Source organism: Cryobacterium sp. PH29-G1 (assembly GCF_030063365.1).
GTDB lineage: Bacteria > Actinomycetota > Actinomycetes > Actinomycetales > Microbacteriaceae > Cryobacterium.
Genome location: NZ_JASISY010000002.1, coordinates 55,443 through 82,181 on the forward strand (window position 1 = coordinate 55,443; position 26,739 = coordinate 82,181).

Here is a 26,739-nt window from a genome sequence, read left to right on the forward strand (position 1 = left end):
CCAGCCATGTGGGGCAGTGAGCGCACGTTTAGTCTGCCGTTGTGGGCATCCGTTCTGGTCGCGGCGGGAGCCGGAGCCATTCTCGACGCCGGTTTTCCGGATCGTGGCTGGTGGTTTCTCGCGCCGGTGGGCGTCTCGCTCATGCTCGTGGCGGTACTGGGACGGAATCTACTGAGCGGACTGCTCGTGGGATTGGTCGCTGGATTGTCCTTTTGGCTGATCCATATTTTCTGGATCACCCTGTATCTCGGGCTTGTTCCCTGGTTCGCGCTCGGCGGGTTGGAGAGCTTGTTCTTCGCTGTCGGTCTTGGCCTGATTGCCCTCGTGTTGCGGCACGGTCCGCGGGTCTGGCCGAGCGTTTGGGGACGCCTCGGTGTCGTGCCCATCATCGTGGCCGGTTTGTGGACGGCGCGCGAAGCCATCAGCGCCGTCTGGCCCTATGGTGGCTTTGCCTGGGGCCGGGTCGCGTTATCTCAGTCGGAGAGTCCGTTTGCTCCGATCGTGGCCTGGGTCGGTTTGTCCGGTTTGAGTTTCATCCTGGTCTGGTTGAGCGCCCTCGGCGTGCAGCTGTGTCGCGAACCCAACCTGACCAGGACCCTGCGTGCGGGGGTCGCCGTCGGCGCCGTCGCGCTGGTGCTCGCTGTACCAGCCTGGCCGACGATTCAGAGTGGTACGGCCCGACTGGCGGCTGTGCAAGGGAATGCGGATGCGGGTCTGTTCGCCGAATACTCGCCGGGCCAGATTTTGCAGGACCACACCTCGGCAACACTGCCGCTGATCGGCGAGAAGGTTGATTTTGTGGTCTGGCCGGAGAATGCCAGCGACATCGACCCGACTCGGTCAGCGCAGGCCGCGCAAGTCCTCGATTACCTCAGCACCGAAATGGATGCCCCGTTGATCACCGGTGCCATCACCAAGCCCGGCGATACGTACTACAACAGTTCGCTGCTCTGGGAGGCCGGCCGGGGAGCCGTTGACGTCTACGACAAGGTCCATCCGGTTCCCTTCGCGGAATATATGCCGGACCGGGCGTTCTGGCGGCCGTTTGCGCCGGAGCTGATCGACTTGATCGGTCGAGACTACGGCATCGGCACGCGGGATAATATCTTTGATATCAACGGGGTTCTGGCCGGGATCGCGATTTGCTTCGACATCGCCGACGATCAGCTCGTGCACGAAATGATCGATGATAAGGCCGAAATCATTCTCGCGCAAACCAACAACGCCGATTTCGGACACACCGACGAAAGCGTGCAGCAGTTGGCGATCGCCCGCCTGCGCGCGCTGGAAACGGGACGCACCGTGGTGAACATCTCCACGGTCGGGTCCAGCGCCATCATCACGCCTGACGGCCAGACGCTCGATAGCCTGCCGACGTTCACGGCGGGCGCCATGGTGCAGACGGTTCCGCTGAGCAACACCATCACGCCGGCGATGGTGGCCGGCCGCGGCTGGGAATGGCTCGTCTCGGGGCTCGGTCTGGCCGGATTGGCGCTGTGCGCTGCTGCTGCTCGGCGCCAACGACGAGGGTAGCCAGATAGCTGGTTAACCAACAACGACCCCGCCACGAAGTGCGGGGTCGTGCGGAGTGCTCTCGGCCGTTATGCGCCGATTTTCTGCTGGCCACCGCGACGGAGGCGTAATACGGAGAGGCGCTCTTCGAGCAGCTCTTCGAGTTCGTCCCTGGTGCGGCGTTCCAACAGCATGTCCCAGTGGGTCCGAGGAATCTTCTCGTCGGAGTGGTCAACGATCACCGGCAAGGAATCGACGAGTCGAGTCGCCGTCCGTGCGCAGTACTTGCATTCCCATTCGTCCGGAGCTTCAGCTTCGGCCGAAAAAATCATTACCGTCTCTCGCCCGCAGGTGTCACACCGGTAGGTGTGAGGGACTCGGGGGGAGAAGGTGACGCCTTCTTCGCTCTGTAGGCTTTGTGCGCCTAATCTCATGCCACGCAAACTGCGGTCAGCCATAGTGTGGTCTCCTCTCGTTCGCGATCAAGGTTCGATCACGATGCCTTCACAGTTGTAAACCATCAAGCTGGGTGTTAACCTTCCCTGACCCCCATTCTGGGAGGTAATTCTCAGGTTCGGCGGGTAATGACGCCTACGGCAAGGTCCGTGCGATCCGTGACGAGGCCGTCCACTCCCAGATCGAGGAGCCGCATCATATCGATCGGATCGTTGACGGTCCAGACGTGGACCTCGACGTTCAGCCGGTGCATCATGGCGATGAAACGAGGGGTGACGATGTGAGCGGGGCCGGCGCGTTCGGGGACCTGCACCGCGACGCAACCCTGCAGCGAGCGTCGAACGAGGTCGGTCAGTCCCAGGGCGGTCGCCGCCAACGCCCGGGCGACGAGGGGAGACGAAGCCGACGAGACCACGCCGGGCAGCAGTCCGACCACGTGCCTGCGGCGTGTTTCATTGAATGAGGTGACGAGCACCCGGCTGACAGCTCGCTGGTCGCGTATCGCGCGTGCGGCGGGCTCGGCCGCGGCATCCGTCTTGATATCGATATTGAACCGCGCGGTCGGAAACGCCTCGAAGGCATCGGACAGCGACGTGAATGATTGGCCGGACCCCAGGGCGATGCGCTTGAGTTCGGCCATGGTCAGTTGATCAATGCGCACGTCCCGTCCGAGCAAGGAAAGATCAGGGTCGTGGCTGATGACGGCCACACCGTCGAGCGAGACGTGCACGTCGGTCTCGAGGTGCGTCGCGCCGCCGGCGAGGGCTTTCACGAACGCGAGCAGGGTATTTTCCGGCGCCTCCAGGGCGAGTCCGCGGTGGGCAAAAACCCGTGGGTACGGTGCGGCCAGAAAAACCGACTGTGCGCTCGCTGGCACCGCCTAGACCTGCGGCGACGAAGGTGCCGCAGGAGTCGGACTAGGTGGAGGAGTTGGTGCAGGAGTTACCGGCGGGGTCGGTGCGGGGGTCGGTGCAGCAGGACTGGCACCGGTGACGTTTGCACCCGTGACGTTTGCACCCGTGACGTTTGCACCCGTGACGTTTGCACCGAACGCACTGCCGATTCCCTTCATGGCTTCGCTCAGTTCGCTCGGTACGATCCAGAGCTTGTTGGAACTGCCTTCAGCAAGTTTGGGCAGGGTGAGCAGGTACTGGTACGCGAGCAACTTCGGGTCGGGATCGCCGTCGTGAATGGCCCGGAACACGGTGGTAATGGCCTCGGCCTCGCCCTGCGCGCGCAGCACGGCCGCTTTCGCATCACCCTCGGCCTCGAGGATCGCCGCTTGGCGTGCGCCCTCGGCGGTGAGGATTGCCGATTGCTTGGTGCCCTCGGCGGTGAGGATCAACGCACGGCGGTCACGTTCGGCGCGCATCTGCTTTTCCATTGAATCCTGGATGGAGTGGGGTGGTTCGATCGCTTTGAGCTCGACACGGCCAACGCGAATGCCCCATTTGCCGGTCGCTTCGTCGAGCACGATGCGCAACTGGCTGTTGATGTTGTCACGGCTGGTGAGCGCCTCTTCCAGATTCAACCCGCCCACTACATTTCGCAGGGTGGTCGTGGTGAGCTGTTCGACGGCCCCGAGGTAATTGTTGATCTCGTAGGTGGCGGCCCGGGCATCCGTCACCTGAAAGTAGACGACGGTGTCGATCGAGACGACGAGGTTGTCCTCGGTGATCACCGGTTGCGGGGGAAAGGAGACGACCTGCTCACGAATGTCGAGGAGCGGCCGCACCCGGTCGACGAACGGTACCAGAAGGTTCAGCCCCGGCAACAGTGTCTTGTGGTATTTGCCGAGACGTTCCACAACCCCCGCGTTTCCCTGCGGAATGATGCGAATAGCGCGGACCAGCACGACGATGACGAACACCGCCAAAACGGCGAGCAGCGCGATCACGAAGATCTGACCGATGAAAGCAGAGGAGTCGAGCATGAATTAGGACCTTTCGGCGATAGTGACGACGGCGGTGGAGCCTTCAATGAGATGCACGGTGACCGGTCGGCCGGGCTCGATGTTGGTGTCGGTGCCGGTGGCAGCGGGCTGAACGCGCGCCGTCCAGGTCTCACCGTTGGCCAGTTTTACCAGCCCACCGGTTTCGGTGACCGTTGAGACGACCCGCCCGGTCATTCCAATCAGGGCATCGATGTTGCTGAGCGCCGGATCGCCGCCCTTGCGTAAAACGCGCAATAAGAACGGACGGATGGTCAGCAGGAGCAGCACGGACAGGCCCGCGGCCACCACGATCTGCAGCCACCACTCCAAGCCGAGCAAATTAGCGGCCAGGCCGCCGAGACTGCCGATAGAGATCATCAGGAAAGTAAATTCCAGGCTCAGCAATTCGATGATGATTGCCACGAGGATGAATACGAGCCACAAGATCCAGAGATAGTCGGTCAAGTCGACCATTCGTGATACCTCCCATATTCCGATTCCATTAGAAACTAGCAGGTGCCAGTGACAACACGCCGAGGGCGCGACCGGGCTTATTGATAAGGTCGACAGCGAAGACGGTGGAGGAAATTGTGCCCACCGTCCGTCGGCACCAACATGACTGATTTAAGAGGAGCACGCGTGACCAATCCACTGCCAGCAGGATCACTCGAGGGCAAGCGCGTACTCGTCACCGGCTCGTCGCGCGGTATCGGCGCCGACACGGTCGGGTATTTCGCCGAGGCCGGTGCGCGGGTCGTCATCAACTACCGCAATAAAGAGGCGCGGGCCAATAAACTTGCTGAGTCCATCCGCTCTGCCGGGGGAGAGGCGATCACGGTTGGTGCTGACCTGACCGATCCGGCAAGTGTTGCCGCGATGTTCGCGACCATTCAGGCGGAGTACGGCGGCCTCGACATTCTCGTGATGAATGCCTCGGGGGGAATGGAAAGCGGCATGGCCGAGGACTACGCCATGAAGCTCAACCGGGACGCGCAGGTGAACTTGCTGACCGAAGCCATCCCGCTGCTCGGCGACGAATCCCGCGTTGTCTTCGTAACCAGCCATCAGGCGCACTTTATTAAAACCACGCCGACCATGCCGGAGTACGAGCCGGTGGCCCGTAGCAAGCGGGCCGGCGAAGACGCTTTGCGTGCCGTTATCCCGCAGCTCGAAGAATCCGGAATCGGGTTCGTCGTTGTGTCCGGCGACATGATCGAGGGCACGATCACCGCGACGCTGCTCGAACGGTCCAACCCCGGCGCTCTCAGCGCCCGCAAGGAGGCGGCGGGTCGCCTCTACAACGTCAGCGAGTTCGCAGCGGAGATTGTCACGGCGGCCACCGAGCCGGTTCCGGTCGGCAATACCCGTTACGTCGGCGACACGACCGGGTTTTCGGGCGAGTGAGCGGCGCGTGACCGGCGCGCGGCGGGTGAGGAGCTAAAACGAATCATGAAGGCCGCCGATCTGCCACTCCTAGCGTCGGTGTCGCGCCCGACGATTCATCCCGACGGGACGCGGGCAGTGTTCTCCAGGGTGCACGCGAGTTTTGCAGCGGACGACTATATTGGCCAGCTCTTTACCGTCGCGCTGGGGGGAGAAGCATCTCCGCGCCGTCTGACCCGTGGTTTTCGTGATTCGTCGCCCCGGTTCTCTCCGGACGGTAACCTGATCGGCTTTCTCCGGGCCACCGTCAACGGGCCTGCGCAGCTGTACGTCGTTGACGCGGCTGGTGGCGAACCACTGGCGATGACCGACGCAGCCTTGGGCGTGACCGACTTTCGGTGGCATCCGCGCGGTGACCGGATCGCTTTCCTTACGCGGGTTCCCGAGCACGGCCGTTATGGCACGGTGGCGGACGTCTCGGCGGAGTCTGAACCGGCCCGACACATTGTCACGCTGCGGTACCGTTCAAACGGCGTTGGCTACACGACAGACCGTCGCGCGCACGTGTTCCTGGCCGACGTTCCCGATGTTTGGGGCGAACCTATTCCCGCTCCAGCGCCATCGGCGCACGATCTGAACCCGAGCAAATCGGCCGCCGAGCTTGCGGCGCACCGCGACGACGAGCGTGCAGGTGCCGCTCTGCCTGCACCCGGACTTCCGGTTGCGTGGCAATTGACCACGGGCGACTTTGATCATTCCGGGCTGGCCTTTACACCCGACGGGTCGAGTCTGTTCACCATCTCTGCCCGCCACGACGGCCGTGACGACGACCTGCGCAGTGCGGTGCTGGCCATCGATGTCGGCGGCGCAGCCGACGGCCGAGCGGTGTCCTCGACCGCGGTACAGCACGGCGCCGCGCCCGAGGATCCCGCCGCTGCCGCGTCGCGCGGCGCCTCCGTGCGCACCGTGGTGCGCGCGTCGAACAACCTGAGTGTTTCCGCTCTCGCATGCTCGGCCGACGATGCCCTGTGGATGCTCGCGACCGACGTGGGTATCACCGGCCGGGACTTCGTGGGCCGGAATACCGCGCTGTACCGGGTGCCCACCCTCGTTGATGGTTCGGCTCCTATCCGTGTAACCGACTCGGATCGCACCGACCAGGCTCAGCTCGATCTGGATGCCGCGGGGGGTATCACCCCGTTGTCGGACGGCTCCATTCTCGTGCTCCGCCCACATCGGGGTCGAGTCGAGCTGGTACGGGTACACCCGTGGGGCACCTTCGAAGCGGTGGATTGTGGTGCGAGCGTTGTCACCGCCGTCGATGCTCGCGACTCCGCGGTTGTCGCCGCGGTGCAGTCCGGCGGCACTTCCGGCGATCTCGTACTCATTCCGTTCGACTTCCCGAGCACGTTGTCTTCGGCGGGGAAACCCCGGCAACTGACCGATTCTTCCGCGGCAGTTCGCGCGACCGGACTGGTATCGGGCATCGAACTTACAGTCACCGGGCGCGACGGCTACCCAGTTCATGGCTGGGTGCATACCCCGCGCGGACCCGGCCCGCACCCGGTCCTGCTGACCATCCACGGTGGCCCGTTCGCGCAGTACACCACCGCGCTTCTCGATGAGACTCAGGTATACGTCGACGCGGGCTATGCGGTCGTCCTGTGCAACCCGCGCGGGTCATCCGGCTATGGCCAGGCGCACGGGCGTGCAATCCGCCAGCGGATGGGTGCCCTCGATCTCGCCGATGTCCTCGATTTTCTCGACGGTGCGCTCCGATCGGAGCCTTCCCTCGACGCCAAGCGGCTGGGCATCATGGGCGGTTCCTACGGTGGCTACCTGACCGCGTGGACGACGGCGCACGATCACCGATTCACCGCCGCTATCGTGGAGCGTGGTTTTCTCGACCCCGAGGCGTTCGTCGGTACCAGCGATATTGGTGACTTCTTCGGTGACGAATACGTCGGCACGGATGCCGACCTGCTGCGGGAGCAGAGTGCACAGTTCATGGTTGGTCGGGTCACCACTCCGACCCTCGTGCTGCACTCCGAGCAGGACCTCCGCTGTCCGCTGTCGCAGGGGGAGCGTTACTACGCAGCGCTCAAACGCGGGGGAGTCCCCACTGAACTGGTGATTTTTCCGGGGGAGAACCATGACCTCAGCCGCACCGGTCGTCCACGGCACCGGTTGCAACGGTTCGAGATTATTCTGGACTGGTGGGCCCGCCATCTGCCCATTGACCCGACTCACAGGAGCTTCGATGAGCCCGACCGCGAAAACGTCCGTCCCGTCAGCTGAGCTGACCGTGGCGGACAGTCACGATCTGATCCGCGTGCAGGGCGCACGGGAGAACAATCTCAAGAACGTCACCGTTGCGATCCCCAAGCGCCGGTTGACCGTGTTCACTGGGGTATCCGGCTCGGGTAAGAGCTCGTTGGTGTTCGGTACCATCGCCGCCGAATCCCAGCGCATGATCAACGAAACGTACAGCACCTTTGTGCAGGGTTTCATGCCGACCCTGTCCAGGCCGGACGTTGATGTGCTCGACGGGCTGACCACGGCGATCATTGTCGACCAGGAACGGATGGGGGCCAACGCACGCTCCACCGTTGGCACGGCCACCGATGCCAACGCGCTGCTGCGCATCTTGTTCAGTCGGCTGGGCGAGCCGCACATCGGCTCACCCCAGGCCTACTCGTTCAACGTGGCCTCGATCAGCGGCGCGGGGGCGGTGTCGATGGAGCGCGGTGGGCAGACCGTCAAGGAGCGGCGCAGCTTCAGCATCACCGGCGGTATGTGTGCGCGCTGTGAGGGTCGCGGTTCCGTCACCGACATCGACCTGACGGCGTTGTACGACGATACGAAGTCACTCAACGGCGGCGCGCTGACCATCCCGGGGTACAGCATGGATGGCTGGTACGGCCGCATCTTCACCGGTTGTGGATTCTTCGACCCGAATAAGCCGATCGCGAAATTCACCAAAAAGGAACGGGCCGACCTGCTTTACAAGGAACCGACCAAAATCAAAGTCGAGGGCATCAACCTCACCTACGAAGGTCTGATCCCGAAAATCCAGAAATCCATGCTCGCAAAGGACGTCGACTCGCTTCAGCCGCACATCCGCGCGTTCGTCGAACGGGCGGTGACGTTCACCGTGTGCCCAGACTGCAGCGGCACGCGACTCAGCGCTGGCGCCCGATCGTCGAAGATCAACGAGGTCAGCATTGCGGAAGCCTGCGCGATGCAAATCAGCGATCTGGCTGACTGGGTGCGGGGTCTGACTGAACCGTCCGTCGAGCCGCTCATCGTAGCGCTACAGCATCTGCTGAACTCATTTGTTGAGATCGGGCTGGGTTATCTGTCCCTGGACCGCGCCTCGGGCACCCTGTCCGGGGGAGAATCGCAGCGCACCAAGATGATCCGCCACCTGGGTTCTTCCCTCACCGATGTCACCTATGTCTTCGATGAACCGACCATCGGGCTGCACCCGCACGACATTGCGCGGATGAACACCCTGCTGCGCCAGCTGCGCGACAAGGGTAATACGGTGCTCGTGGTGGAGCACAAACCGGAGATGATCGCGATCGCCGACCATGTCGTCGACCTCGGCCCGGGCGCGGGAACTGACGGGGGACAGGTCGTGTACGAGGGATCCCTCGCCGGGCTTCGGAACAGCGGCACGCTCACCGGCCGGCACCTAGACGACCGGGCCGTCCTGAAATCGTCGGTGCGGGCGCCTTCGGGCGTGCTGGAGGTGCGTGGTGCCAGCGCGCATAACCTGCAGAACGTCGATGTGGACATCCCGCTCGGTGTTCTCGCGGTGCTGACCGGTGTGGCCGGCTCGGGAAAGAGTTCACTGGTCCGGGAGTCGATTTCCGGACGAGACGGGGTGGTGACCGTTGATCAGGGCGCGATCAAGGGATCCAGGCGGAGCAACCCCGCCACATACACGGGAATGCTCGAATCGATCCGCAAGGCATTCGCCAAGGCCAACGGCGTCAAACCTGCACTGTTCAGCTCCAACTCCGAGGGAGCCTGCCCCAATTGCAACGGCGCGGGCGTCACCTATACGGACTTGGGCATGATGGCTGGTGTCGCCATACCCTGCGAGGTGTGTGACGGGAAGCGGTTCCAGGCCTCCGTTCTGGATTTTCACCTCGCCGGGCGGGACATCAGCGAGGTGCTGGCAATGTCGGTGTCCGAAGCCAGAGAATTCTTCGGTGCGGGGGAGGGGCGCACGCCGGCCGCCCACGCGATCCTGGGCCGGCTCGTCGACGTAGGGCTCGGCTATCTCAGCCTCGGCCAGCCGCTGCCGACTCTGTCCGGCGGCGAACGGCAGCGGCTGAAACTCGCGACCCACATGGCAGAAAGGGGTGATGTGTACGTTCTGGACGAGCCGACTGCCGGACTCCACCTCGCCGATGTGGAGAATCTTCTCGGCCTGCTCGACCGACTCGTCGACTCCGGGAAATCGGTCATCGTCATCGAGCACCATCAGGCGGTCATGGCGCACGCCGACTGGATCATCGACCTCGGCCCTGGCGCCGGCCACGACGGCGGCCTGATCGTCTTCGAAGGCACACCGGCCGACCTCGTGGCTGCTCGACCGACCCTCACCGGCGAGTATCTCGCGGCCTACGTCGGCGCCTGAGCGAACTGCGACGCGAGCTGGGACGCGAGCTGGGACGCGAGCTGGGACGCGAGCTGCGGGCCAATTGGGTCGACGCCACCACACGCGTGGGCTCGCGGGCTGCCTTTCGCGGACTGGGCAGCACCCGTGTACTGGCTGCTGCTGCCAACCCCGCGGACCCGACCCGTCCACGTTGGACGGTGCTCGTACCGGAGGGCAGCCGTTCCTGACGGCACGTCCGCCGCTCGACATTTGGTAGCGTGATGCTCGGGCACGCAGGGCGTGACCGGTATTTCCGCACCTATGGGGGTTTCACATGCATCGCATCCGCACGATCAGCGCGTTCATCGGGCGTTGGTTCGCACTGATCGTCCTGGCAGCCGGTGGTCTGGCACTCGTCACTCCCGACACGTTCTCGGGCTTGACCGTGGCCATCCCGTGGCTGCTGTCCATCATCATGCTCGGCATGGGGATGACACTTCGGCCGGTGGACTTCGCCATCGTGGCCCGGCGCCCTTGGCCGCTGTTGCTCGGCGTGGCCGCGCAATACCTCGTGATGCCACTGCTCGGACTCGGCATCGCGGTCGCGCTCGATCTGTCGCCGCTGCTGACGGCCGGCATGATTTTGGTGGGCGCGTCGCCCGGCGGAACTTCGTCCAACGTCATGGTCTACCTGTCCAAGGGCGACACCGCGCTGTCGGTTGCGATGACCACGGTCTCCACCCTTCTCGCGCCGATTCTCACGCCCATGCTCGTGCTCGTCCTGGCCGGGGAATTCTTGGCCGTTGACCCCGGAGCGCTCTTCATCTCCATCCTGAAAATTGTGCTCGCCCCGGTGCTTGCTGGACTGCTCCTGCGCATGCTGCTGCCGCGCCTGGTTGAGAAATTCCTGGATGTGCTGCCGCTCGTATCCGTGGCCAGCATCACCGTCGTGGTCATGGCCGTGGTGGCTGCCAGCTCGTCCACCCTGCTGTCGGTCGGCATCCTGGTCGTGGTTGCCGTGGTTTTGCACAACTCGCTCGGATACACCCTCGGGTACTTGATCGGCCGCATTTTCAAGTTGCCTATCGCCAGCCGCCGGGCCATCAGCATCGAGGTGGGCATGCAGAATTCCGGACTTGCCGCGGCACTGGCCGTGGCACATTTCAACCCGGTGGCCGCGCTGCCCGCAGCCATCTTCTCGGTCTGGCACAACGTGTCCGGTTCGCTGCTGGCCAGCTATTGGTCCCGCAAGAGCGTGCCGGTGGCCGAAACACCCGCGTCGGAGTTCAGCCACACGTCCGCCTGAAATCAGCCGGCCCGAGAAGCGAGCCATTCTCGCTGAGCCATCTGCACTGAGTTATCTTCATTGATTCGATATTCAGTGAATTACAATTCACTGAGTCGTGTCGGTGAGTTTTGGCCATTCGCCTGACCGGGATGGGCGTGACCGCGGCGACCTCGCGTGAGTGATGACGAGCGCTGTGAGTTGCCGCGTTGCAGGCACGTGTCGTCTGCGCGTGCGCCCTGCGGCTCGGCCGCATCGTCCAGGCATGCTGGCATGACCGATAATGCACATTATGTCAAGTAGTCCTAAGGTCCACTCAAAAATCGCCTGCCGCCGCAGATTCAATAACGGCGTGTCGTGACCTCCCGAATATGGCCGAGAGCACGTGCCAGCCCGGTGTCCGTACTCGCGGCGTAGCCAAAGACCAGCCCGGCAGGAACGGCAGCACCGTCGGGCAAGGCGGAATAAGTCTCCAGGTTCACGACTCGGATCCCCCGGTTGAGCAATTCACGTACTGCCGCCCGTGCCGTTGCCTGGTCGGTCACTTCGAGTACGGCGTGCAGGCCGCCATCCAGAGCGGTCAACGTGGTTCCGGCATGGTTCGACAGTGCGTCCAGTACCAGATTCCGGCGGTGCGCGTAGTCGCGTCGCACGGCAGCGATATGGCGGCGGACGGCACCCGTTGCCAGTAACTCGGTCGCCGCATCCTGCAAGACTCCAGACACCGGGCACGGCAGGTCGCGCCGCACTGCCAGCAGCGCGGCGCGAACGGCCTGCCGTTCCGGCATGACGATATAGCCCAGACGCAACCACGGCGTCAAAATCTTAGAAAAACTGCCAATAAGTACGACGCGACCATCTGTATCGAGTGAGGCTAGAGCCGGAAGCGGCGGTCCGACGTGTCGAAACTCGCTGTCATAGTCATCTTCGAGCACCCACGCGTTGTGGTGACCCGCCCAGCGCAGCAGACGAAGCCGGGCGTCCACCGGGAGTCGTCCGCCGAGCGGATACTGATGGCTGGGAGTAACCAATACGGCGTCGGGCGGGCTGGCTTGATCTTCCAGGATGGTTGTCGGCATTCCGTCGGGTTCAACCGGAATGGGCAGAAGTATCGCCCCGAGCCGCCGCAGGACCCGCGCGGCGGCGGGATAGCCCGGTGTTTCCACGGCGACGACGGGGGCTGGGATCGGTTCGGATTCGGGCTGCGCGCCGCTTCTGCGCGACTCCCCCAGCGCCAGGGCGACCAGTGCGAGTGCCTCACTCGTCCCCGCCGTGACCACAATATCCTCGGCAGCACAGAGTACGCCCCGGGCGTGGCGGAGGTGCTCAGCGATTTTGATGCGCAGGGCCCGTGTTCCCTGCAGCGGAGGCTCGGTGTGCGGAATGGGGCGCGCAGCAGCGGTACGCCATGCGGCGCTCCAGGATGGCCCGGACAAGCGGTGGGTCGATGGGTACCCCGGTGTCAGATCAATCAGATCGGTGTCCTGCCCGCGGGAGGATGCCGCAACGGATGACGGTGGCTTCTGGTAGGGATCACCGCGTAACAAGACCGCCACCCGCGTCGGTGCGCCCTGCGTGCTAACCAGGTATCCTTCCCCGCTGAGCTGGTCGTAGGCCGTGACAACACTCCCCCGGGAGATGCCCAGCACGGCGGCGAGAGCGCGGGTCGACGGAAGGCTCTCCCCCGAACGCACCTCCCCCAGCAAAATGCTGCTCCGCAGCCGGACGGCAATTTGGGAGCTCAACGACGTGCTGCCCGAACGGTCGAGGGTGATTGTGGGGAAATACAGCATGGATCGGCTCCTTGCCCGACAGACTGGACCAATAGATATTGGACAAGCTGGATCTTTTGGTAATCCAGTTGCAGCATCAGCATAGTGATATGACACTCTCAAGCGCAGCCGAGCCCCTGCCTATTACGCCTCGTACGAGGGTCGGCCGCCTGCCCGCTCAGCAGGTTGTGGACCGCACCGCGCTCTACGCCCTGCTGGACAGTCAGATTCTCTCGCACGCTTCCCTCGTTGTTGACGGGGACCCCCTTATGATTCCCCTTGCGTTCGCGCGCGACGGCGACAGTGTGCTCATTCATGGTTCGAGCGGAGGGGGGCTGCTGCGTCACGCGGCAGCAGGTTCGGGCCTGGGACTGAGTGTTGCCGCGCTCGACGGGCTGGTTTACGCCCGTAACCTCTTTGACAGCAGCATGAACTATCGAAGCGCCGTGATCTATGGCGTTCCTCGCCCTGTGCCGGAGGAGGAGAAGGAACAGGCGCTGCTCGTGCTCTCGGAGCACCTTATGCCCGGCCGTGGCCAGGAAGTGCGGCCGATGACGCGCCGGGAGCGGGCGGCGACGGTCATATTGCGGATCCCGCTCGACGAAGTGAGTATGAAGGTACGAACTGGGCCCCCGAGCGAAAGCCTCGATGACGGCGAGGACCACGGTGTCTGGGCAGGAGTCGTGCCCATGTCCATTCGCGCGACGGCGCCGATTACGTCACCGCTGACCGCCGCGGAGACGCCGTTCCCGGCGTCCGTGCTTCGACAGTGCGATTGCGCTACCGCCGCAGTACTTCCCGCCGCACTGCATTAGCCGCAGCCTGGATGCCACGTCAGGACTGGGCCTCCTCCGGATCTCGCCGCCCGTCGAGTCGGAGCGTGGCTGCAAAGCCGAGTGCGAGAAAACCGGCGGCGGCAAAGGCCGCGTTGCGGGTACCCTCGCTAAAGGCATCTCTTGCCGCTAGGGCGGTATCCGGGTCAGCAATCGAGGGGATGGCCGTGCCGGCGCTCTCAACAACGGCGGTCACGATGGCGGTTCGCTGGGATTCCGGCACACCGTCGAGTTTCGCATCGAGGATACCGCCAACGCTGGAGAACAGGATCGTACCGAGAATGGCGATGCCGAGGGCCGAGCCCACCTGGCGTGCGGTGCTCTGCGTCCCCGACCCCTGCCCGCTCTGCTCCACCGGGATATCCTTGAGGATGACACCCGTCAGCTGTGCTGTCGCGAGCCCGACCCCAAAGCCATAGACGAACAAAAATGGCACGATCGCGTACCAGGGGGTGTCTGATGCGATGGCGAGGCCGATGCCCGCGACTCCGATAATCTCGGCGACGATACCTGCGCGCACGATCATGACGGGTGAAAAACGATTGCTCGTGGCCCCCGCGAATCCTGACGCGACGAAGGATCCCACGGCGAGGGCCAGCAGCACGAAACCGGTGTGCAGAGCGTCATAGCCGAGCACATTTTGCAGCCAGAGGGGCAACGACAAAATTATGCCGAACTCGCCGAGCGAGACGATCATCGCAGCGATGTTGCCGTTTCGAAATGAAGCGATACTGAACAGCGAAAATGCTATGAGGGTGCTGCGTCCGGCTTTCTGACGACGTCGTCCCCACCAGACGAACGCGAAACCGGAGGCAAGCGTGACGGCGAAGGTGAACGGGATGGGCGACACATCCAGGCTCCACCAGGAGGGTGGAGTGTCGCTGGCCCACCAGCCGTAGGTGCGGCCTTCAATGAGGCCGAAGACGAGGGATGCCGTCGTGAGTATGGCAAGCACGGCCCCGATCAGGTCGATGGTCTGCGTGTTGGTTTCCCTGGATTCGGTGACGTAGACCAACAGCCCGACGATGATGATTACACCCAGGGGGACGTTGATGCCGAATGCCCACCGCCAGGAAAAATAGGTGGTGAGGAAGCCGCCAAGTAACGGTCCGACAGCGGCCATGCCCCCGATTGTCGAACCCCAGATCGCGAATGCGATGCCACGTTCTTTACCGCGGAAAGTCGCGTTGATGATCGAGAGTGTCGTGGGCAGGATCATTGCGCCACCGACGCCCTGCAAGACCCGGGCGCCGATCAGCAGGTCGCCGGATTGCGCGAGTGCCGCGAATACTGACGATAGGGCGAAGATCGTGACGCCTCCGAGCAGGAGCCTGCGGCGGCCGAAGCGGTCGGCCAGCGTGCCGAAGACGAGCAGCAGGGCGGCGAAGACGAGCGTGTAACTTTCCTGCACCCACTGCACCTGCGTCGAGGTAATGGTGAGATCGTTTACGATCGAGGGGATCGCAACGTTGACGATGGTCGAGTCAACAATAATGAGAGCAACGGCGATGCTGATGAAGACGAGACCGATCCACCGGCGACGATGGGTGACCTTCGAAGAATTAGTAAGCTGGCTGACCATTCCGATAAGATAGCATGGCTACGTGCCGGACGACATCACAAAATGGCCGATCGGCCGATTGCTCTCGACAGCCTCGCGCCAGGTCGAGAACGGGTGGCAAGAAGCACTCGCGGCACACGGGCTCACCCACGCCGGTGTGATCGTCCTGCACTTCCTCTCGGAAGGCCCGCGTAGCCAAACTGAGCTGGCGGTGCTGGCTAAGGTGGGAAATCAGACCATGTCGCGCACGATCGATCGTCTCGAACGTGCCGGGCATGTCACTCGCCGACGTGACCCGGGCGACGGTCGGCGGCAACGCGTCTCCATAACCGATGCGGGATCATCGGTCTTCCGCGTCACCCGCACGATTGAAGCTGACCTGTTTCCCGACGTCGGTGAACAGGAAATTCTTCGCGCCAAGCTCGTGCAGATAATTCAGGCTCATGAGAACCGGGTCGGCTGACGAGAACAAATAGGGGCTCGGGTGCTTCGTGAGACCGGGGTGATCGACGAAAATCAGGTGTCTGCCTTGTGAATCACCATGCCAAACTCATTGACCGGTTCAAAGGCGTCGCGGTCCCAGGCTCCCGGGTGAGGAACCGGACAGTTAACGACGGTATTTCGCGATGAATGATCGATCGTGTGTTCACGCATGGCATGACCGCAGATCGGGCAGGATTTCATGTCGTTGTCGTGCTGTGTGTCTGGACTGCTCGAGGTGTTCCCGTCCTGATTCATGCCGTTAAGATACGCCCGATTGAACAAAACCACACGCATGTTCCCGGGGAACTTGTCGAACTGAGCTGGTGGAGCGTTAGTCTTCGCCGAAGCCGGATTCCAGCAGTTCGGCCAGGGCATTGATTGCCGGCCCGGCAGAGGGGTCCGGTGACGACAGCAGCACGGTACTCCCCCGGGATAGCCCCAGCGCCATGATGCTCAGCAGGCTGTCCGCATCTGTTCCATTCACGGTGATCGGAACGGAAAAAGAACTCGCCAAGGTCACGAATTCGGCCGCCGGCCGCGCATGCAGGCCGTCCTTATTGGTCAGGGTCACGGTGCGTGAGATTGATTCCATAGTGGAATCTCCGCTCGCCGGCGACGCATCAGGCTCGGCGGCGCTAGTGGTTGTGCTGTTCGTCCGAAACGCGCTCTGCGCGGCAGCCATCACTGCTTTCAGGTCTCCCCCGGTCTCGGCAGCCACAGCTGCGGACACACCGCCCTCGACGAGCGGAGCGTCAACGATAAGCACCTGGTTTTGCTCGGGCTCGTCGAGAAAATCACGGGCTGTTTCCGCGGTCAGGATGGCCGAGCCGAGGTCGCAGAGGATCACCACGCCGCCGCCCGTGTTCGCCTGCGTGATTCCGTCACTGATCTTCTCAAAGCTCGTTCCGATCCCACCGGAGTCCGTGCCACCCGCGGCGACGAGATGCACGGTCGGTGCCATCTGACGGGCCAGTTCGACGAGTCCGTTGGCGATCTTCTCGCTGTGCGACACGAAAACAAGGCCGACGCGGTCAGCGGATGCCGCTTCGATCATTCGGTCACCGTCGCGACGTCGGCAGCAGCGCGCAGCAGCAAGGCCGTCGATTGGGCACCCGGATCGCGGTGCCCGATCGCGCGTTCACCGAGGTAGCTTGCTCGGCCCTTTCGTGCCACCAGCGGCTCCGTGTCGACGGCGCCCTGCGCGGCAGCATCGGCGGCGGCGAGCAGGATGTCGCCCACGCCAGAACCGGCTGCGTGTGCGGCGGCCGCCGCGTCCACAGCCGGTGTCCAGGAATCGATCATGGTTTTGTCGCCGGACTCGGCTTTGCCGCGCAGCACGATGCCGTCGCGGGCCGCCGTCAGCACGGCAACCAGCGCGGCGGCGTCGATCCCATCCGCTGCAGCGACGGCACCGGCCGCTTTAAGAAATGCCGTGCCATACAGCGGTCCGGCGGCGCCGCCGACGGTGGAGATCAGGGTCGTGGCGACGAGCTTCAATACTGCTCCGGGGAGAGTTTCATCGGCCAGGGCGTCGAGTTTGGGCAGAACCGCCTGAAATCCTCGATCCATGTTTTCCCCGTGATCACCATCGCCGATGTCCCGGTCGAGGGTATTCAGAGCGGGGCGGTTGGCCGCCAACACTTCGGCACCCTGTCGAATCCACCGGAGCGTCCACGCGGTATCCAACGTCGCTGCTGACTGTGGTTGATCCGGGCTGGTGTGTGATTCCACGCTCATCTGGTTCTCCTTCTACCGTCCCCACCGTAGTGCCGCTGTTTGCACCGGCGCGTCCCACAGGGTCGTGAGTTCATCATCCAGTTTAAGAACGGAGATGGACGCCCCCGCCATTTCGAGACTCGTCGTGAAGTTACCCACCAGACTGCGAGTGACCGTGATGCCGTGTTCTTTCAGCACTTCTGCGGCCCGGCGGAACACGATGTACAGTTCGATCTGCGGTGTGCCGCCCATCCCGTTGACGAGCAGCAGCACCTCATCACCGTTGTCAAAAGGCAAGTCTTCGAGGATGGGGCCAAGTAGTCGGTCAACGATGGCATCGGCGGGCTCGAGCTTGATCCGCTCGCGTCCCGGCTCACCGTGAATGCCAATTCCAATCTCAATTTCATCGTCGGCGAGCACAAAGCTCGGTTCCCCCGCATGGGGCACGACACACGGGGTCAGCGCGACGCCCATCGTACGCACGCGCGAATTCACCTTCTCGGCCACAGCAACAACGGCATCGAGATCGTCGCCGCGCTCGGCGGCGGCCCCGGCAATCTTTTCGACGAGCACCGTTCCGGCTACGCCGCGGCGGCCGGCCGTATAGAGCGAGTCCTTCACGGCGACGTCATCGTTGATCACGACAGCCCGCACGTCGATTCCTTCAGCGGATGCCAAATCGGCGGCAGTCTCAAAGTTCAGCACGTCGCCGGTGTAATTCTTCACGATGTGCAGCACGCCGGCGCCACCATTGACGGCCTGGGTCGCCGCCACGATCGGGTCGGGTGTGGGCGACGTGAAGACAGGTCCGGGTACCGCAGCATCCAGCATGCCGTAGCCGACGAAACCGCTGTGCAGCGGTTCATGACCGCTGCCACCGCCGCTGACGATTCCCACTTTGCCCTGGACGGGTGCATCGTGTCGCACAATGAAGATCGGGTCGTGCGACACCCGCACAATATCGGCATGGGCAGCTTCGAAGCCGGCGGCGGCCTCGTTGACGACGTTCTTGGGATCGTTGATGAGCTTCTTCATGACCATCCATTCACTTGGTGATGCCGGGGTCGTATCGGGGTTCGTCTCGAGATTTCTACCGGGAGGTGGGCCACAGCGAGTACGGGCAGCATTGCCCACCGAAGCCACGGCCCCACGGTCAACATACGCGCTGTGACCGCGCTGGGTAAATGGCGGGAACGAACTCCACCAGCCTATTCCCCCCAATGGCACCCCGCGCTATGTTGTTGCCAACCGCTCACCGCAGAGGGGCCGCTTCGGCATCCCCGGCCTGACCAGAAAGGTTCTCGTGGAAAATATCGGAGCTGTATTCATCTCGGAGGTCGTCGGCACCGCCATGCTGGTTCTCCTTGGAACCGGCGTCGTCGCCAACGTCGCTTTAGCAAAGAACAAGGGCGTCGGCGGTGGGTTCCTCATGGTGACCATCGGCTGGGGTTTCGCAGTGTTCGCGGGTGTTGTGGTCGCCTACCGGTCAGGGGCGCACATCAACCCGGCGGTCACCCTGGGTCTCGTCGCCAACGGTGCCACTGAATTCGGTATGGGCGTTCCCGTCAATGTCGTCTCGGTGCTCGTCTATATCGGCGGTCAGATGATCGGCGCCATCCTCGGCGCCGTTGCCTGCTGGCTGGCCTACAAGCAGCACTTCGATGCCGAACCGGACGCGGCCAACAAACTCGGCGTCTTCTCCACCGGACCGGCCATCCGCTCCTATGGCTGGAACCTTGTCACCGAAATCATCGGTACCTTCGTGCTGGTCTTCGTCGTCATTGCCTTCGGTGGCAACCGGCAGGGCGACAACGGGGGGTTGGCGTCGCTCGGAGCACTACCGGTCGCCCTCCTCGTTATTGTCATCGGTACATCGCTCGGCGGCCCGACCGGATACGCGATCAACCCGGCCCGTGACCTCGGGCCCCGGATCGCGCACTTCATTCTGCCCATCAAGGGTAAGGGCAGCTCGGACTGGGCCTATTCCTGGGTTCCCGTCGTCGGCCCCATCATTGGCGGACTGCTTGCCGGTTGGTCCGCACTGATTCTGCTTCCCCTACTCACCTGACCTGATTGAACGGGCCGGTTCGACGTCGAACCGGCCCGTTGTCGCGTGACGACACCGGAACCGTCAACCATCTACTCAGAGGACATCTACCAATGACTGACTACATTCTCGCCATTGACCAGGGCACCACGAGTTCCCGGGCCATCATCTTCGACAAGGCCGGATCGATCGTGTCTACCGGGCAACTGGAACACGAACAAATATTTCCTCAGGCTGGCTGGGTCGAGCACGATCCCAAAGAAATCTGGGACAACACCCGCGAAGTGATCGGGCAGGCGCTGTCCAAGGCCAACCTCACGCGTCACTCCATAGCGGCAATCGGCATCACCAATCAGCGTGAAACGGCCGTGGTATGGGACAAGACGACCGGTGTTCCCGTCTACAACGCGATCGTTTGGCAGGATACCCGCACTCAGCCCATCGTGGACCGCCTCGCCGCTGACGGCGGTGTTGAACGGTTCAAAAAGACGGTCGGGTTGCCCCTCGCCACCTATTTCTCCGGCACGAAAATCGTCTGGATCCTCGAAAACGTCGAGGGAGCACGGGCCAAGGCCGATGCCGGGGACCTGCTCTTCGGCACAACTGATTCCTGGGTGCTGTGGAACCTGACCGGCGGAGTGGACGGCGGTGTGCACGCGACGGACGTGACCAACGCGAGCCGCACCCTGTTTATGGATCTGGAAACCTTGCAGTGGGACGAGGAGATTCTGGCCATCTTCGACGTGCCCAAGTCGATGCTGCCTGCCATCCGCTCATCGTCGGAGGTGTACGGTACGGCGCACAGCTCAAGCCTGCTGCGTGAGGTTCCCGTTGCAGGTATCCTCGGCGACCAGCAGGCCGCGACGTTCGGTCAGGCCGCGTTCGACCAGGGCGAAGCCAAGAACACCTACGGCACCGGCAACTTCCTCATTTTCAACACCGGCACGGAGATCGTGCACTCCAAGAACGGGCTGCTCACCACCCTCGGCTACAAGCTCGGCGATGATGCCCCGCACTATGCCTTGGAAGGATCCATCGCGGTGACCGGATCGCTCGTGCAGTGGATGCGTGACAATCTCGGCATGATCAGTTCGGCGGCCGAAATTGAGACCCTGGCGAAAACGGTTGATGACAACGGCGGTGCCTATTTTGTACCGGCATTTTCGGGCTTGTTCGCGCCATACTGGCGTTCCGACGCTCGCGGCGCACTGGTGGGACTCACTCGATTCGTGAACAAGGGCCACATCGCTCGTGCGGCTCTCGAAGCGACGGCATTTCAGACCCGAGAGGTCATCGACGCGGTCAATGCCGACTCGGGTGTTCCCCTCACCGAGATCAAGGTTGACGGCGGCATGATCGCCAATAACCTACTCATGCAATTTCAGGCCGATATTCTCGGCGTTCCCGTCGTTCGCCCGGTTGTGGCGGAGACGACGGCACTGGGCGCCGCTTATGCCGCCGGCCTCGCAGTCGGATTCTGGAGTGGACTGGATGAACTGCGCACCAATTGGCAGGAAGACAGTCGCTGGACGCCGAACATGGACGAAGACGAGCGCAATCGCCAACTGCGAAACTGGAAGAAGGCCGTTACGAAGACCTTCGGTTGGGTCGACGACGACGTGCGTTAGCGGCCACCTACACTGCGGTCCGCTGGTGAGAGCTGGGTCGCTGCAATCCACGCTGACAGCTTGGCCGTGGCCGCGCCGGAATCGATGGCTTCGGCGGCCACGGCCAATTTGTTGCGAAAACGATCAAGAATGGCAACCTGAACCTGGGAGGCGTCCTGGGCGAGATCGAACGCAACGAGTCCAGCGGCGGCGTTGAGCAGGACGATATCGCGGATCGGCCCGGGCTCGCCCGAGAGGACGGATTGTACGACGTGCGCGTTGTGCTCGGGCGAACCGCCGATGAGATCGCTGATCTGCGCACGCTGAATGCCGAGATCGCGCGGGTCGATGTCGTGTTCGGTTACGAGTCCGCGCGAGACTTCCCACACGTGGCTATGACCGGTGGTCGTCATTTCGTCGAGTCCATCGTCACCCCGGAATACCAGGGCGGTCGCGCCACGCGTTTGAAACACGCCAACGAAGAGCGGTACGCGATCGAGGCTCGCGACACCGACGGCGGATGCCTCGGGCCTCGCCGGGTTGCACAGCGGGCCTAAGTAATTGAATACGGTCGGTATGCCAAGTTCTTTGCGAGTGAGCGCTGCGTGCCGAAATCCGGGGTGAAAGGCCGCTGCGAAGGCAAAGGTGATTCCTGTCTCCGTGAAGACTTCGGCGACCCGCGCTGCGTCGTGCGAGAGATCAATGCCCAATGCACCCAAAACGTCCGATGACCCGGAGGCTGAGCTCGCGGCCCGGTTGCCGTGCTTGACGATGGGCACGCCGGCCGCAGCGCACACGATTGACGCCATTGTAGAAATATTCACGGTGCCGAACTGGTCTCCACCGGTGCCGACGATATCCAGGGCCATGGGGTCAACGGGCAGTGCAATTGCCTGATCGAGGATTGCATCGCGGAATCCAACAATTTCGTCAACGGTCTCACCCTTGGCGCGAAGTGCCACCAGGAAAGCGCCCAGTTGAGACGGAGTGGCCTCCCCGAGCATGATTCGTTCCATGCTCCAGGCGGCATCCGCCACGCTCAGGTCCCGTCCGTCGAGAAGGGAATTTAATATGTTCGGCCAAGACTGCGATTCAAGCATGATTCCGATCTTAGAAGAACAGGCCCAACTCCCCCGAATTCACGCCCTTCGCACGCCGAAATAGTCCACCAAAACGGGGTGAAAACTCGCACTCGCACGCCTGAATGAGAAAAACCTGTGGGAATATCGGCCATAATGGAGGGGTGACCAGCACCTCAATTACTCAGACGGCGAGTGCGCCCGTCGTGAACCGGCCCAACAGCGTGGCTGTGGGCACCATTGTGTGGTTGGGCAGCGAGGTGATGTTTTTCGCGGGGCTCTTCGCAATCTACTTCACGCTCCGTTCAACCTCCCCCGAGCTCTGGCTTTTCGAGGCCGATAAGCACAACTTCACCTTCGCGTTGATCAATACGCTCATCCTGGTGTCGTCCTCGGTGACCTGCCAGTTCGGAGTGTTTGCCGCCGAACGGCTGCAGGCGCGCTCGACCGGCTGGAAGCCGAGTGAGTGGGGAATGGTCGAGTGGTTCTTCCTCACGTACGCGCTCGGCGCTATCTTCGTTACCGGTCAGGTGTTTGAATACGCCACCTTGGTATCGGAGGGAATCTCGCTCTCGTCGAATGCTTATGGGTCTGCCTTCTACATCACGACCGGCTTCCACGGCATCCACGTGACCGCCGGCTTGCTCGCCTTTCTCCTCGTTATTGGTCGCGGCTTCGCGGTTAAGAACTTCGGCCACAAGGAAGCCACCAGCGCCATCGTGGTTTCTTACTACTGGCACTTCGTCGACGTCGTCTGGATCGGGCTCTTCCTGGTCATCTACGTTCTTAAATAGAAACAGGAACGGACTACTTCAGCATGACCACGATCAAATCTCCTCGCGCACGCCGGACACGTAAAACCGGACGGCGCCATCCGCTCGCCAGCGTTGCTCTCATCGCCATCGGGCTGCTCTTCACCGGTGGCGCCTATGTGGCCTTCAGCTCGAGTACCGCTGTTGCCACCACGGATGCCTCGTCACAGCAGACCATTGCCGAGGGCGAAAAGCTCTTCGCTGCCAACTGCGCCACCTGCCACGGCCTGAGCGCCCAGGGTTCGTCAGAAGGACCCAGCCTGATCGGCGTGGGCGCCGCCTCGGTCGACTTTCAGGTCGGAACCGGCCGGATGCCGATGCAGATGCAGGGTCCGCAGGCTCAAAAGAAGCCCGTGCAGTTCACGACCGAGCAGACCGCCGCTCTGGCCGCTTACGTCGCCTCGCTCGCTCCTGGCCCCGCCGTTCCGGCCGCTGAACTGCTCGACGCCGCCGGCAACGCTGCGACCGGTGCCGAACTGTTCCGCATCAACTGCGCCATGTGCCACAACGTGGCCGGCGCCGGTGGCGCGCTCACGGAGGGTAAGTTCGCCCCCGCGATCGAGAACGTTTCCGCCCAGCACATCTACGAGGCCATGATCACCGGCCCGCAGAACATGCCGGTCTTCAACGACATGAACATCACCCCCGAAGACAAGCGCGACATCATCACCTACCTCAAGTACGTCGAGGACAACCCGTCTCCGGGCGGATTGGCACTCGGTTCCTTGGGGCCGGTAGCTGAAGGCCTCTTCATCTGGATCTTCGGACTGGGCGCAATCGTGGCCCTCACCGTGTGGATCACCGCAAAATCAAACTAAGCACCAAAATTCGGGTGTGACGCGCCGTTCAGTTCCGATTGAACGGCGCCTCACATCCCGCGCAGAGTATTTACACAGCCCACGAAGGAGAACAATGGCCAAGGACGATAACGGCGCGGAGGACGTAACCGCCGCCGCCGACTCGCCTGGCGCGCAGCTCGCGACATCCGCCGCAAGCACAGCCGTCGTTACACCGGACGCCCTGGTCAACCCAGGATTCCCGCCGCACCGTCCGCGCATCACTGACCTTGACCACAAGGAAGAGCGCAAGGCTGAGCGCACCGTGTACACGTTGTTCTACGTGTCCATCGTTGGCAGTGTCTTCGCAATCGCCGCGTACATGGCTTTTCCGATCGTTGCCGAAGACCCGGGCTCCGTTCGCCTGAACAACCTGTTTATCGGGATCGGACTCAGCCTCGCGTTGCTCGCCATCGGTATCGGAGCCGTGCACTGGGGCAAGGCCCTCATGAGCGATCATGAAGGTGTCGACGAACGTCACCCGGTGCGCGGGACCGAACCCGTGCGTGCGCGTGCGGTTGAGATCTTTCAGCAGGCCAATGAGGAATCTGGCTTCGGTCGCCGGACGCTCATTCGCAACAGCCTGATCGGCGCCCTGGTCGTCTTCCCCCTCCCGGCAGTTGTCCTCTTCCGTGGCCTCGGCCCGATGGATCAGGACCCGGTCGCACTCCTCGGCGAGACCATGTGGAAAAAGGGCGTTCGCCTCACCATGGACCCGAGCGGGACCCCGATCAAGGCATCGGATGTCACGCTCGGTTCCTCCTTCCATGTCATTCCCGAGGGCCTGTCCGAGATGGAACACGGTCGGCTGGAAGAAAAAGCGAAAGCGGCAGTTCTGCTCATTCGTATGGATCCCGCTGACCTCGTCGAAGAGGAGGACCGCAAGTCGTGGTCGTACGACGGAATCGTGGCCTATTCCAAAATTTGCACCCACGTCGGGTGCCCGGTCGCTCTCTACGAGCAGCACACGCACCATCTTCTTTGCCCGTGCCACCAGTCGCAGTTCGATGTTGAGAATCACTGCAAGGTCATCTTCGGACCGGCCAAACGGGCACTACCCCAGCTCCCGATCGCCGTGGATGCTGAGGGCTACCTGATCGCGCAGAGCGATTTCACTGAACCCGTCGGCCCGAGTTTCTGGGAGCGAGCATGACAACGTTAACCACCCGCGAATCCGCTGAGGATCAAGCTGTCGGGGCGAAGAAAACCGGAGGCTTCACAGCCGCCGCGGCCAACTACATTGACGAACGCACGAGCATCTCGGGCGCCGTCAAGGAACTGGGCCGTAAGATCTTCCCCGACCACTGGTCGTTTCTTCTCGGTGAGGTGGCGCTGTACAGCTTCGTCATCATTCTGCTGTCGGGCTCATTCCTGACCTTCTTCTTTCAGGCGTCGATGGCCGAGGTCATCTACGACGGCTCTTACGCGCCCCTCAAGGGCATCCCGATGTCTGCGGCCATGTCCTCGACAATGGACATCTCGTTCGACATTCGCGGTGGCCTGCTCATGCGTCAGGTACACCACTGGGCGGCCTTGCTCTTCGTGGCGTCCATCGGCCTCCACATGCTGCGCATTTACTTCACGGGTGCATTCCGCAAGCCGCGCGAGCTCAACTGGGTTATCGGCTTCGTGCTCTTCATCCTGGCCATGGCCGAAGGCTTCACCGGCTACTCCCTCCCCGACGACCTGCTGTCCGGCAACGGACTTCGCATCATCGATGGTCTGATCAAGGGCATCCCCGTCGCTGGTACCTGGGTTTCCTTCCTCCTCTTCGGTGGAGAATTCCCCGGTACCGACATCGTCGGACGGTTGTACTCACTGCACATCCTGTTGCTGCCGGCTATCATCGTTGCGTTGATTGCCATGCACCTGCTGTTCGTGGTCGTGCACAAGCACACTCAGTACCCGGCCGCCGGGCACACCAACCAAAACGTTGTCGGTTACCCGGTTCTTCCGGTCTACGCCGCCAAGGCCGGTGGGTTCTTCTTCATCGTCTTCGGTGTTGTCATGCTCATCGCCTCGTTCTTCACGATCAACCCGATCTGGAATTACGGCCCGTACGACCCCTCACCGGTGTCTGCCGGAACCCAGCCCGACTGGTACATCGGTTTCGCCGACGGTGCGATGCGTCTGATACCGACCGGGTGGGAATTCGTCTGGTTGAATCACACCTACTCGCTCAATATCTTCCTGGTGCTGGTTGTGGTCGGACTGTTTATCGTTACCGTCATGATCTATCCGTTCATCGAAGGATGGATCACCGGCGACAAGCGTGAGCACCACGTGCTTGACCGCCCGCGCAACGCACCGACCCGCACCGCAATTGGCGCTGCCGGTGTCACGTTCTACGCCTCCCTGTGGGCAGCGGCATCGTCGGACATCATGGCGACGCACTTTCACCTCACCATGGAGGGGGTCATCCACACCCTGCAGGCGACCACGTTGCTCGGCCCGTTCGTTGCGTTCTTCATCGCCAAGCGCGTGTGCCTGGCGCTGCAGAAGAAGGACCGCGAGATCGTGCTGCACGGTTATGAGTCTGGCCGAATCGTGCGCCTCCCCGGTGGCGAATTCGTCGAGGTCCACCAGCCCGTTGACGAGTACGAGCGTTGGAAACTGGTCAGCTACAGCGACTTCAAGCCGCTCATGCTGCGTCCCAACGCCCAGGGCAAGATTGGTGCGAGCGAGAAGATTCGTGCCGGTCTGTCTCGCTGGTTCTTCGAAGACCGGATCACACCGGTTACGCAGACCGAACTGAACCACGCTCATGGCGATCACCCCGCGGAGATCACCGACAAATAGCAGCACCCCAACA

Annotated in this window: 24 protein-coding genes; 13 read left to right on the plus strand and 11 right to left on the minus strand. The window is 62.7% G+C overall.

Annotated features, from left to right (window positions below; all coding sequences use genetic code 11):
- Window positions 1-6: 6 nt before the first annotated feature.
- Window positions 7-1,533: an apolipoprotein N-acyltransferase gene (lnt, locus tag QMK22_RS02700; RefSeq protein ID WP_283496096.1), complete on the plus strand. Its 1,527-nt coding sequence runs from the start codon at window positions 7-9 to the stop codon at window positions 1,531-1,533.
- A gap of 68 nt (window positions 1,534-1,601) precedes the next feature.
- Here the strand turns inward: lnt and QMK22_RS02705 are convergent, their stop codons facing one another.
- The 4 genes from QMK22_RS02705 to QMK22_RS02720 form a co-directional block, all read right to left on the minus strand.
- Entirely contained in the window at window positions 1,602-1,970 is a 369-nt protein-coding gene (locus QMK22_RS02705; RefSeq protein WP_283496097.1) for an RNA polymerase-binding protein RbpA, read from the minus strand.
- A gap of 110 nt (window positions 1,971-2,080) precedes the next feature.
- Window positions 2,081-2,845 (minus strand): glycerophosphodiester phosphodiesterase family protein, encoded by a 765-nt coding sequence (locus tag QMK22_RS02710; protein WP_283496098.1) that lies wholly within the window; start codon window positions 2,843-2,845, stop codon window positions 2,081-2,083.
- 3 nt (window positions 2,846-2,848) lie between these two features.
- Entirely contained in the window at window positions 2,849-3,901 is a 1,053-nt protein-coding gene (locus tag QMK22_RS02715) for an SPFH domain-containing protein (protein WP_283496099.1), read from the minus strand.
- A 3-nt stretch (window positions 3,902-3,904) separates the two neighbouring features.
- Window positions 3,905-4,375 (minus strand): NfeD family protein, encoded by a 471-nt coding sequence (locus tag QMK22_RS02720; RefSeq protein WP_283496100.1) that lies wholly within the window; start codon window positions 4,373-4,375, stop codon window positions 3,905-3,907.
- A gap of 165 nt (window positions 4,376-4,540) precedes the next feature.
- Here QMK22_RS02720 and QMK22_RS02725 point away from each other — a divergent pair, with 165 nt between their 5' ends.
- The 4 genes from QMK22_RS02725 (at window position 4,541) to QMK22_RS02740 (ending at window position 11,202) form a co-directional block, all read left to right on the plus strand.
- Complete coding sequence (locus tag QMK22_RS02725) at window positions 4,541-5,305, plus strand: SDR family oxidoreductase (protein WP_283496101.1); 765 nt, start codon at window positions 4,541-4,543, stop codon at window positions 5,303-5,305.
- Between the two features lie 45 nt (window positions 5,306-5,350).
- Window positions 5,351-7,582: a S9 family peptidase gene (locus QMK22_RS02730; protein ID WP_283496102.1), complete on the plus strand. Its 2,232-nt coding sequence runs from the start codon at window positions 5,351-5,353 to the stop codon at window positions 7,580-7,582.
- On the plus strand, window positions 7,545-9,935 hold the full coding sequence (locus QMK22_RS02735) for an ATP-binding cassette domain-containing protein (RefSeq protein ID WP_283496103.1): 2,391 nt from the start codon (window positions 7,545-7,547) through the stop codon (window positions 9,933-9,935). Before QMK22_RS02730 ends, QMK22_RS02735 begins: the two co-directional genes overlap by 38 nt.
- A gap of 295 nt (window positions 9,936-10,230) precedes the next feature.
- Complete coding sequence (locus QMK22_RS02740; protein WP_283496104.1) at window positions 10,231-11,202, plus strand: bile acid:sodium symporter family protein; 972 nt, start codon at window positions 10,231-10,233, stop codon at window positions 11,200-11,202.
- Window positions 11,203-11,522: 320 nt separating this feature from the next.
- Here the strand turns inward: QMK22_RS02740 and pdxR are convergent, their stop codons facing one another.
- Complete coding sequence (gene pdxR / locus QMK22_RS02745; protein WP_283496105.1) at window positions 11,523-12,974, minus strand: MocR-like pyridoxine biosynthesis transcription factor PdxR; 1,452 nt, start codon at window positions 12,972-12,974, stop codon at window positions 11,523-11,525.
- An 89-nt stretch (window positions 12,975-13,063) separates the two neighbouring features.
- Here pdxR and QMK22_RS02750 point away from each other — a divergent pair, with 89 nt between their 5' ends.
- Window positions 13,064-13,768 (plus strand): pyridoxamine 5'-phosphate oxidase family protein, encoded by a 705-nt coding sequence (locus tag QMK22_RS02750; protein ID WP_283496106.1) that lies wholly within the window; start codon window positions 13,064-13,066, stop codon window positions 13,766-13,768.
- A 19-nt stretch (window positions 13,769-13,787) separates the two neighbouring features.
- Here the strand turns inward: QMK22_RS02750 and QMK22_RS02755 are convergent, their stop codons facing one another.
- Entirely contained in the window at window positions 13,788-15,368 is a 1,581-nt protein-coding gene (locus QMK22_RS02755) for a DHA2 family efflux MFS transporter permease subunit (protein WP_283496107.1), read from the minus strand.
- A 22-nt stretch (window positions 15,369-15,390) separates the two neighbouring features.
- On the opposite strand from QMK22_RS02755, the gene QMK22_RS02760 reads away from it, so the two are divergent.
- Window positions 15,391-15,810: a MarR family winged helix-turn-helix transcriptional regulator gene (locus QMK22_RS02760; protein ID WP_283496108.1), complete on the plus strand. Its 420-nt coding sequence runs from the start codon at window positions 15,391-15,393 to the stop codon at window positions 15,808-15,810.
- Window positions 15,811-15,863: 53 nt separating this feature from the next.
- On the opposite strand, the gene QMK22_RS02765 is transcribed toward QMK22_RS02760, so the two are convergent.
- The 4 genes from QMK22_RS02765 to dhaK all read right to left on the minus strand — a co-directional run bounded on the left by QMK22_RS02765 (window position 15,864) and on the right by dhaK (window position 18,581).
- Entirely contained in the window at window positions 15,864-16,085 is a 222-nt protein-coding gene (locus QMK22_RS02765) for a hypothetical protein (protein WP_283496109.1), read from the minus strand.
- A 76-nt stretch (window positions 16,086-16,161) separates the two neighbouring features.
- Complete coding sequence (gene dhaM, locus QMK22_RS02770; RefSeq protein WP_283496110.1) at window positions 16,162-16,884, minus strand: dihydroxyacetone kinase phosphoryl donor subunit DhaM; 723 nt, start codon at window positions 16,882-16,884, stop codon at window positions 16,162-16,164.
- On the minus strand, window positions 16,881-17,567 hold the full coding sequence (dhaL, locus tag QMK22_RS02775) for a dihydroxyacetone kinase subunit DhaL (protein WP_283496111.1): 687 nt from the start codon (window positions 17,565-17,567) through the stop codon (window positions 16,881-16,883). Before dhaL ends, dhaM begins: the two co-directional genes overlap by 4 nt.
- Window positions 17,568-17,579: 12 nt before the next feature.
- Window positions 17,580-18,581, minus strand: a complete 1,002-nt coding sequence (dhaK, locus tag QMK22_RS02780; RefSeq protein WP_283496112.1) for a dihydroxyacetone kinase subunit DhaK — start codon at window positions 18,579-18,581, stop codon at window positions 17,580-17,582.
- A gap of 268 nt (window positions 18,582-18,849) precedes the next feature.
- Here dhaK and QMK22_RS02785 point away from each other — a divergent pair, with 268 nt between their 5' ends.
- The gene (locus QMK22_RS02785; RefSeq protein WP_283496113.1) at window positions 18,850-19,614 is read left to right on the plus strand and encodes an MIP/aquaporin family protein; all 765 of its coding nucleotides are present in this window, start codon (window positions 18,850-18,852) and stop codon (window positions 19,612-19,614) included.
- Between the two features lie 92 nt (window positions 19,615-19,706).
- A complete protein-coding gene (glpK, locus tag QMK22_RS02790) occupies window positions 19,707-21,221 on the plus strand; it encodes a glycerol kinase GlpK (RefSeq protein WP_283496114.1) in 1,515 nt (504 codons plus the stop codon).
- Here glpK and trpD read toward each other — a convergent pair.
- Complete coding sequence (gene trpD, locus QMK22_RS02795) at window positions 21,218-22,300, minus strand: anthranilate phosphoribosyltransferase (RefSeq protein ID WP_283496115.1); 1,083 nt, start codon at window positions 22,298-22,300, stop codon at window positions 21,218-21,220. The two genes, glpK and trpD, sit on opposite strands and share 4 nt — an antisense overlap.
- 143 nt (window positions 22,301-22,443) lie before the next feature.
- On the opposite strand from trpD, the gene ctaE reads away from it, so the two are divergent.
- The 4 genes from ctaE (at window position 22,444) to qcrB (ending at window position 26,726) form a co-directional block, all read left to right on the plus strand.
- Window positions 22,444-23,073, plus strand: coding sequence for an aa3-type cytochrome oxidase subunit III (gene ctaE, locus QMK22_RS02800; protein ID WP_502856914.1), 630 nt, complete (start codon window positions 22,444-22,446; stop codon window positions 23,071-23,073).
- Between the two features lie 23 nt (window positions 23,074-23,096).
- Window positions 23,097-23,909 (plus strand): cytochrome bc1 complex diheme cytochrome c subunit, encoded by an 813-nt coding sequence (gene qcrC, locus QMK22_RS02805; RefSeq protein ID WP_283496117.1) that lies wholly within the window; start codon window positions 23,097-23,099, stop codon window positions 23,907-23,909.
- A gap of 94 nt (window positions 23,910-24,003) precedes the next feature.
- Window positions 24,004-25,080, plus strand: coding sequence for a cytochrome bc1 complex Rieske iron-sulfur subunit (gene qcrA / locus QMK22_RS02810; RefSeq protein ID WP_283496118.1), 1,077 nt, complete (start codon window positions 24,004-24,006; stop codon window positions 25,078-25,080).
- Window positions 25,077-26,726: a cytochrome bc1 complex cytochrome b subunit gene (gene qcrB / locus QMK22_RS02815; protein ID WP_283496119.1), complete on the plus strand. Its 1,650-nt coding sequence runs from the start codon at window positions 25,077-25,079 to the stop codon at window positions 26,724-26,726. Before qcrA ends, qcrB begins: the two co-directional genes overlap by 4 nt.
- Window positions 26,727-26,739 lie beyond the last annotated feature (13 nt).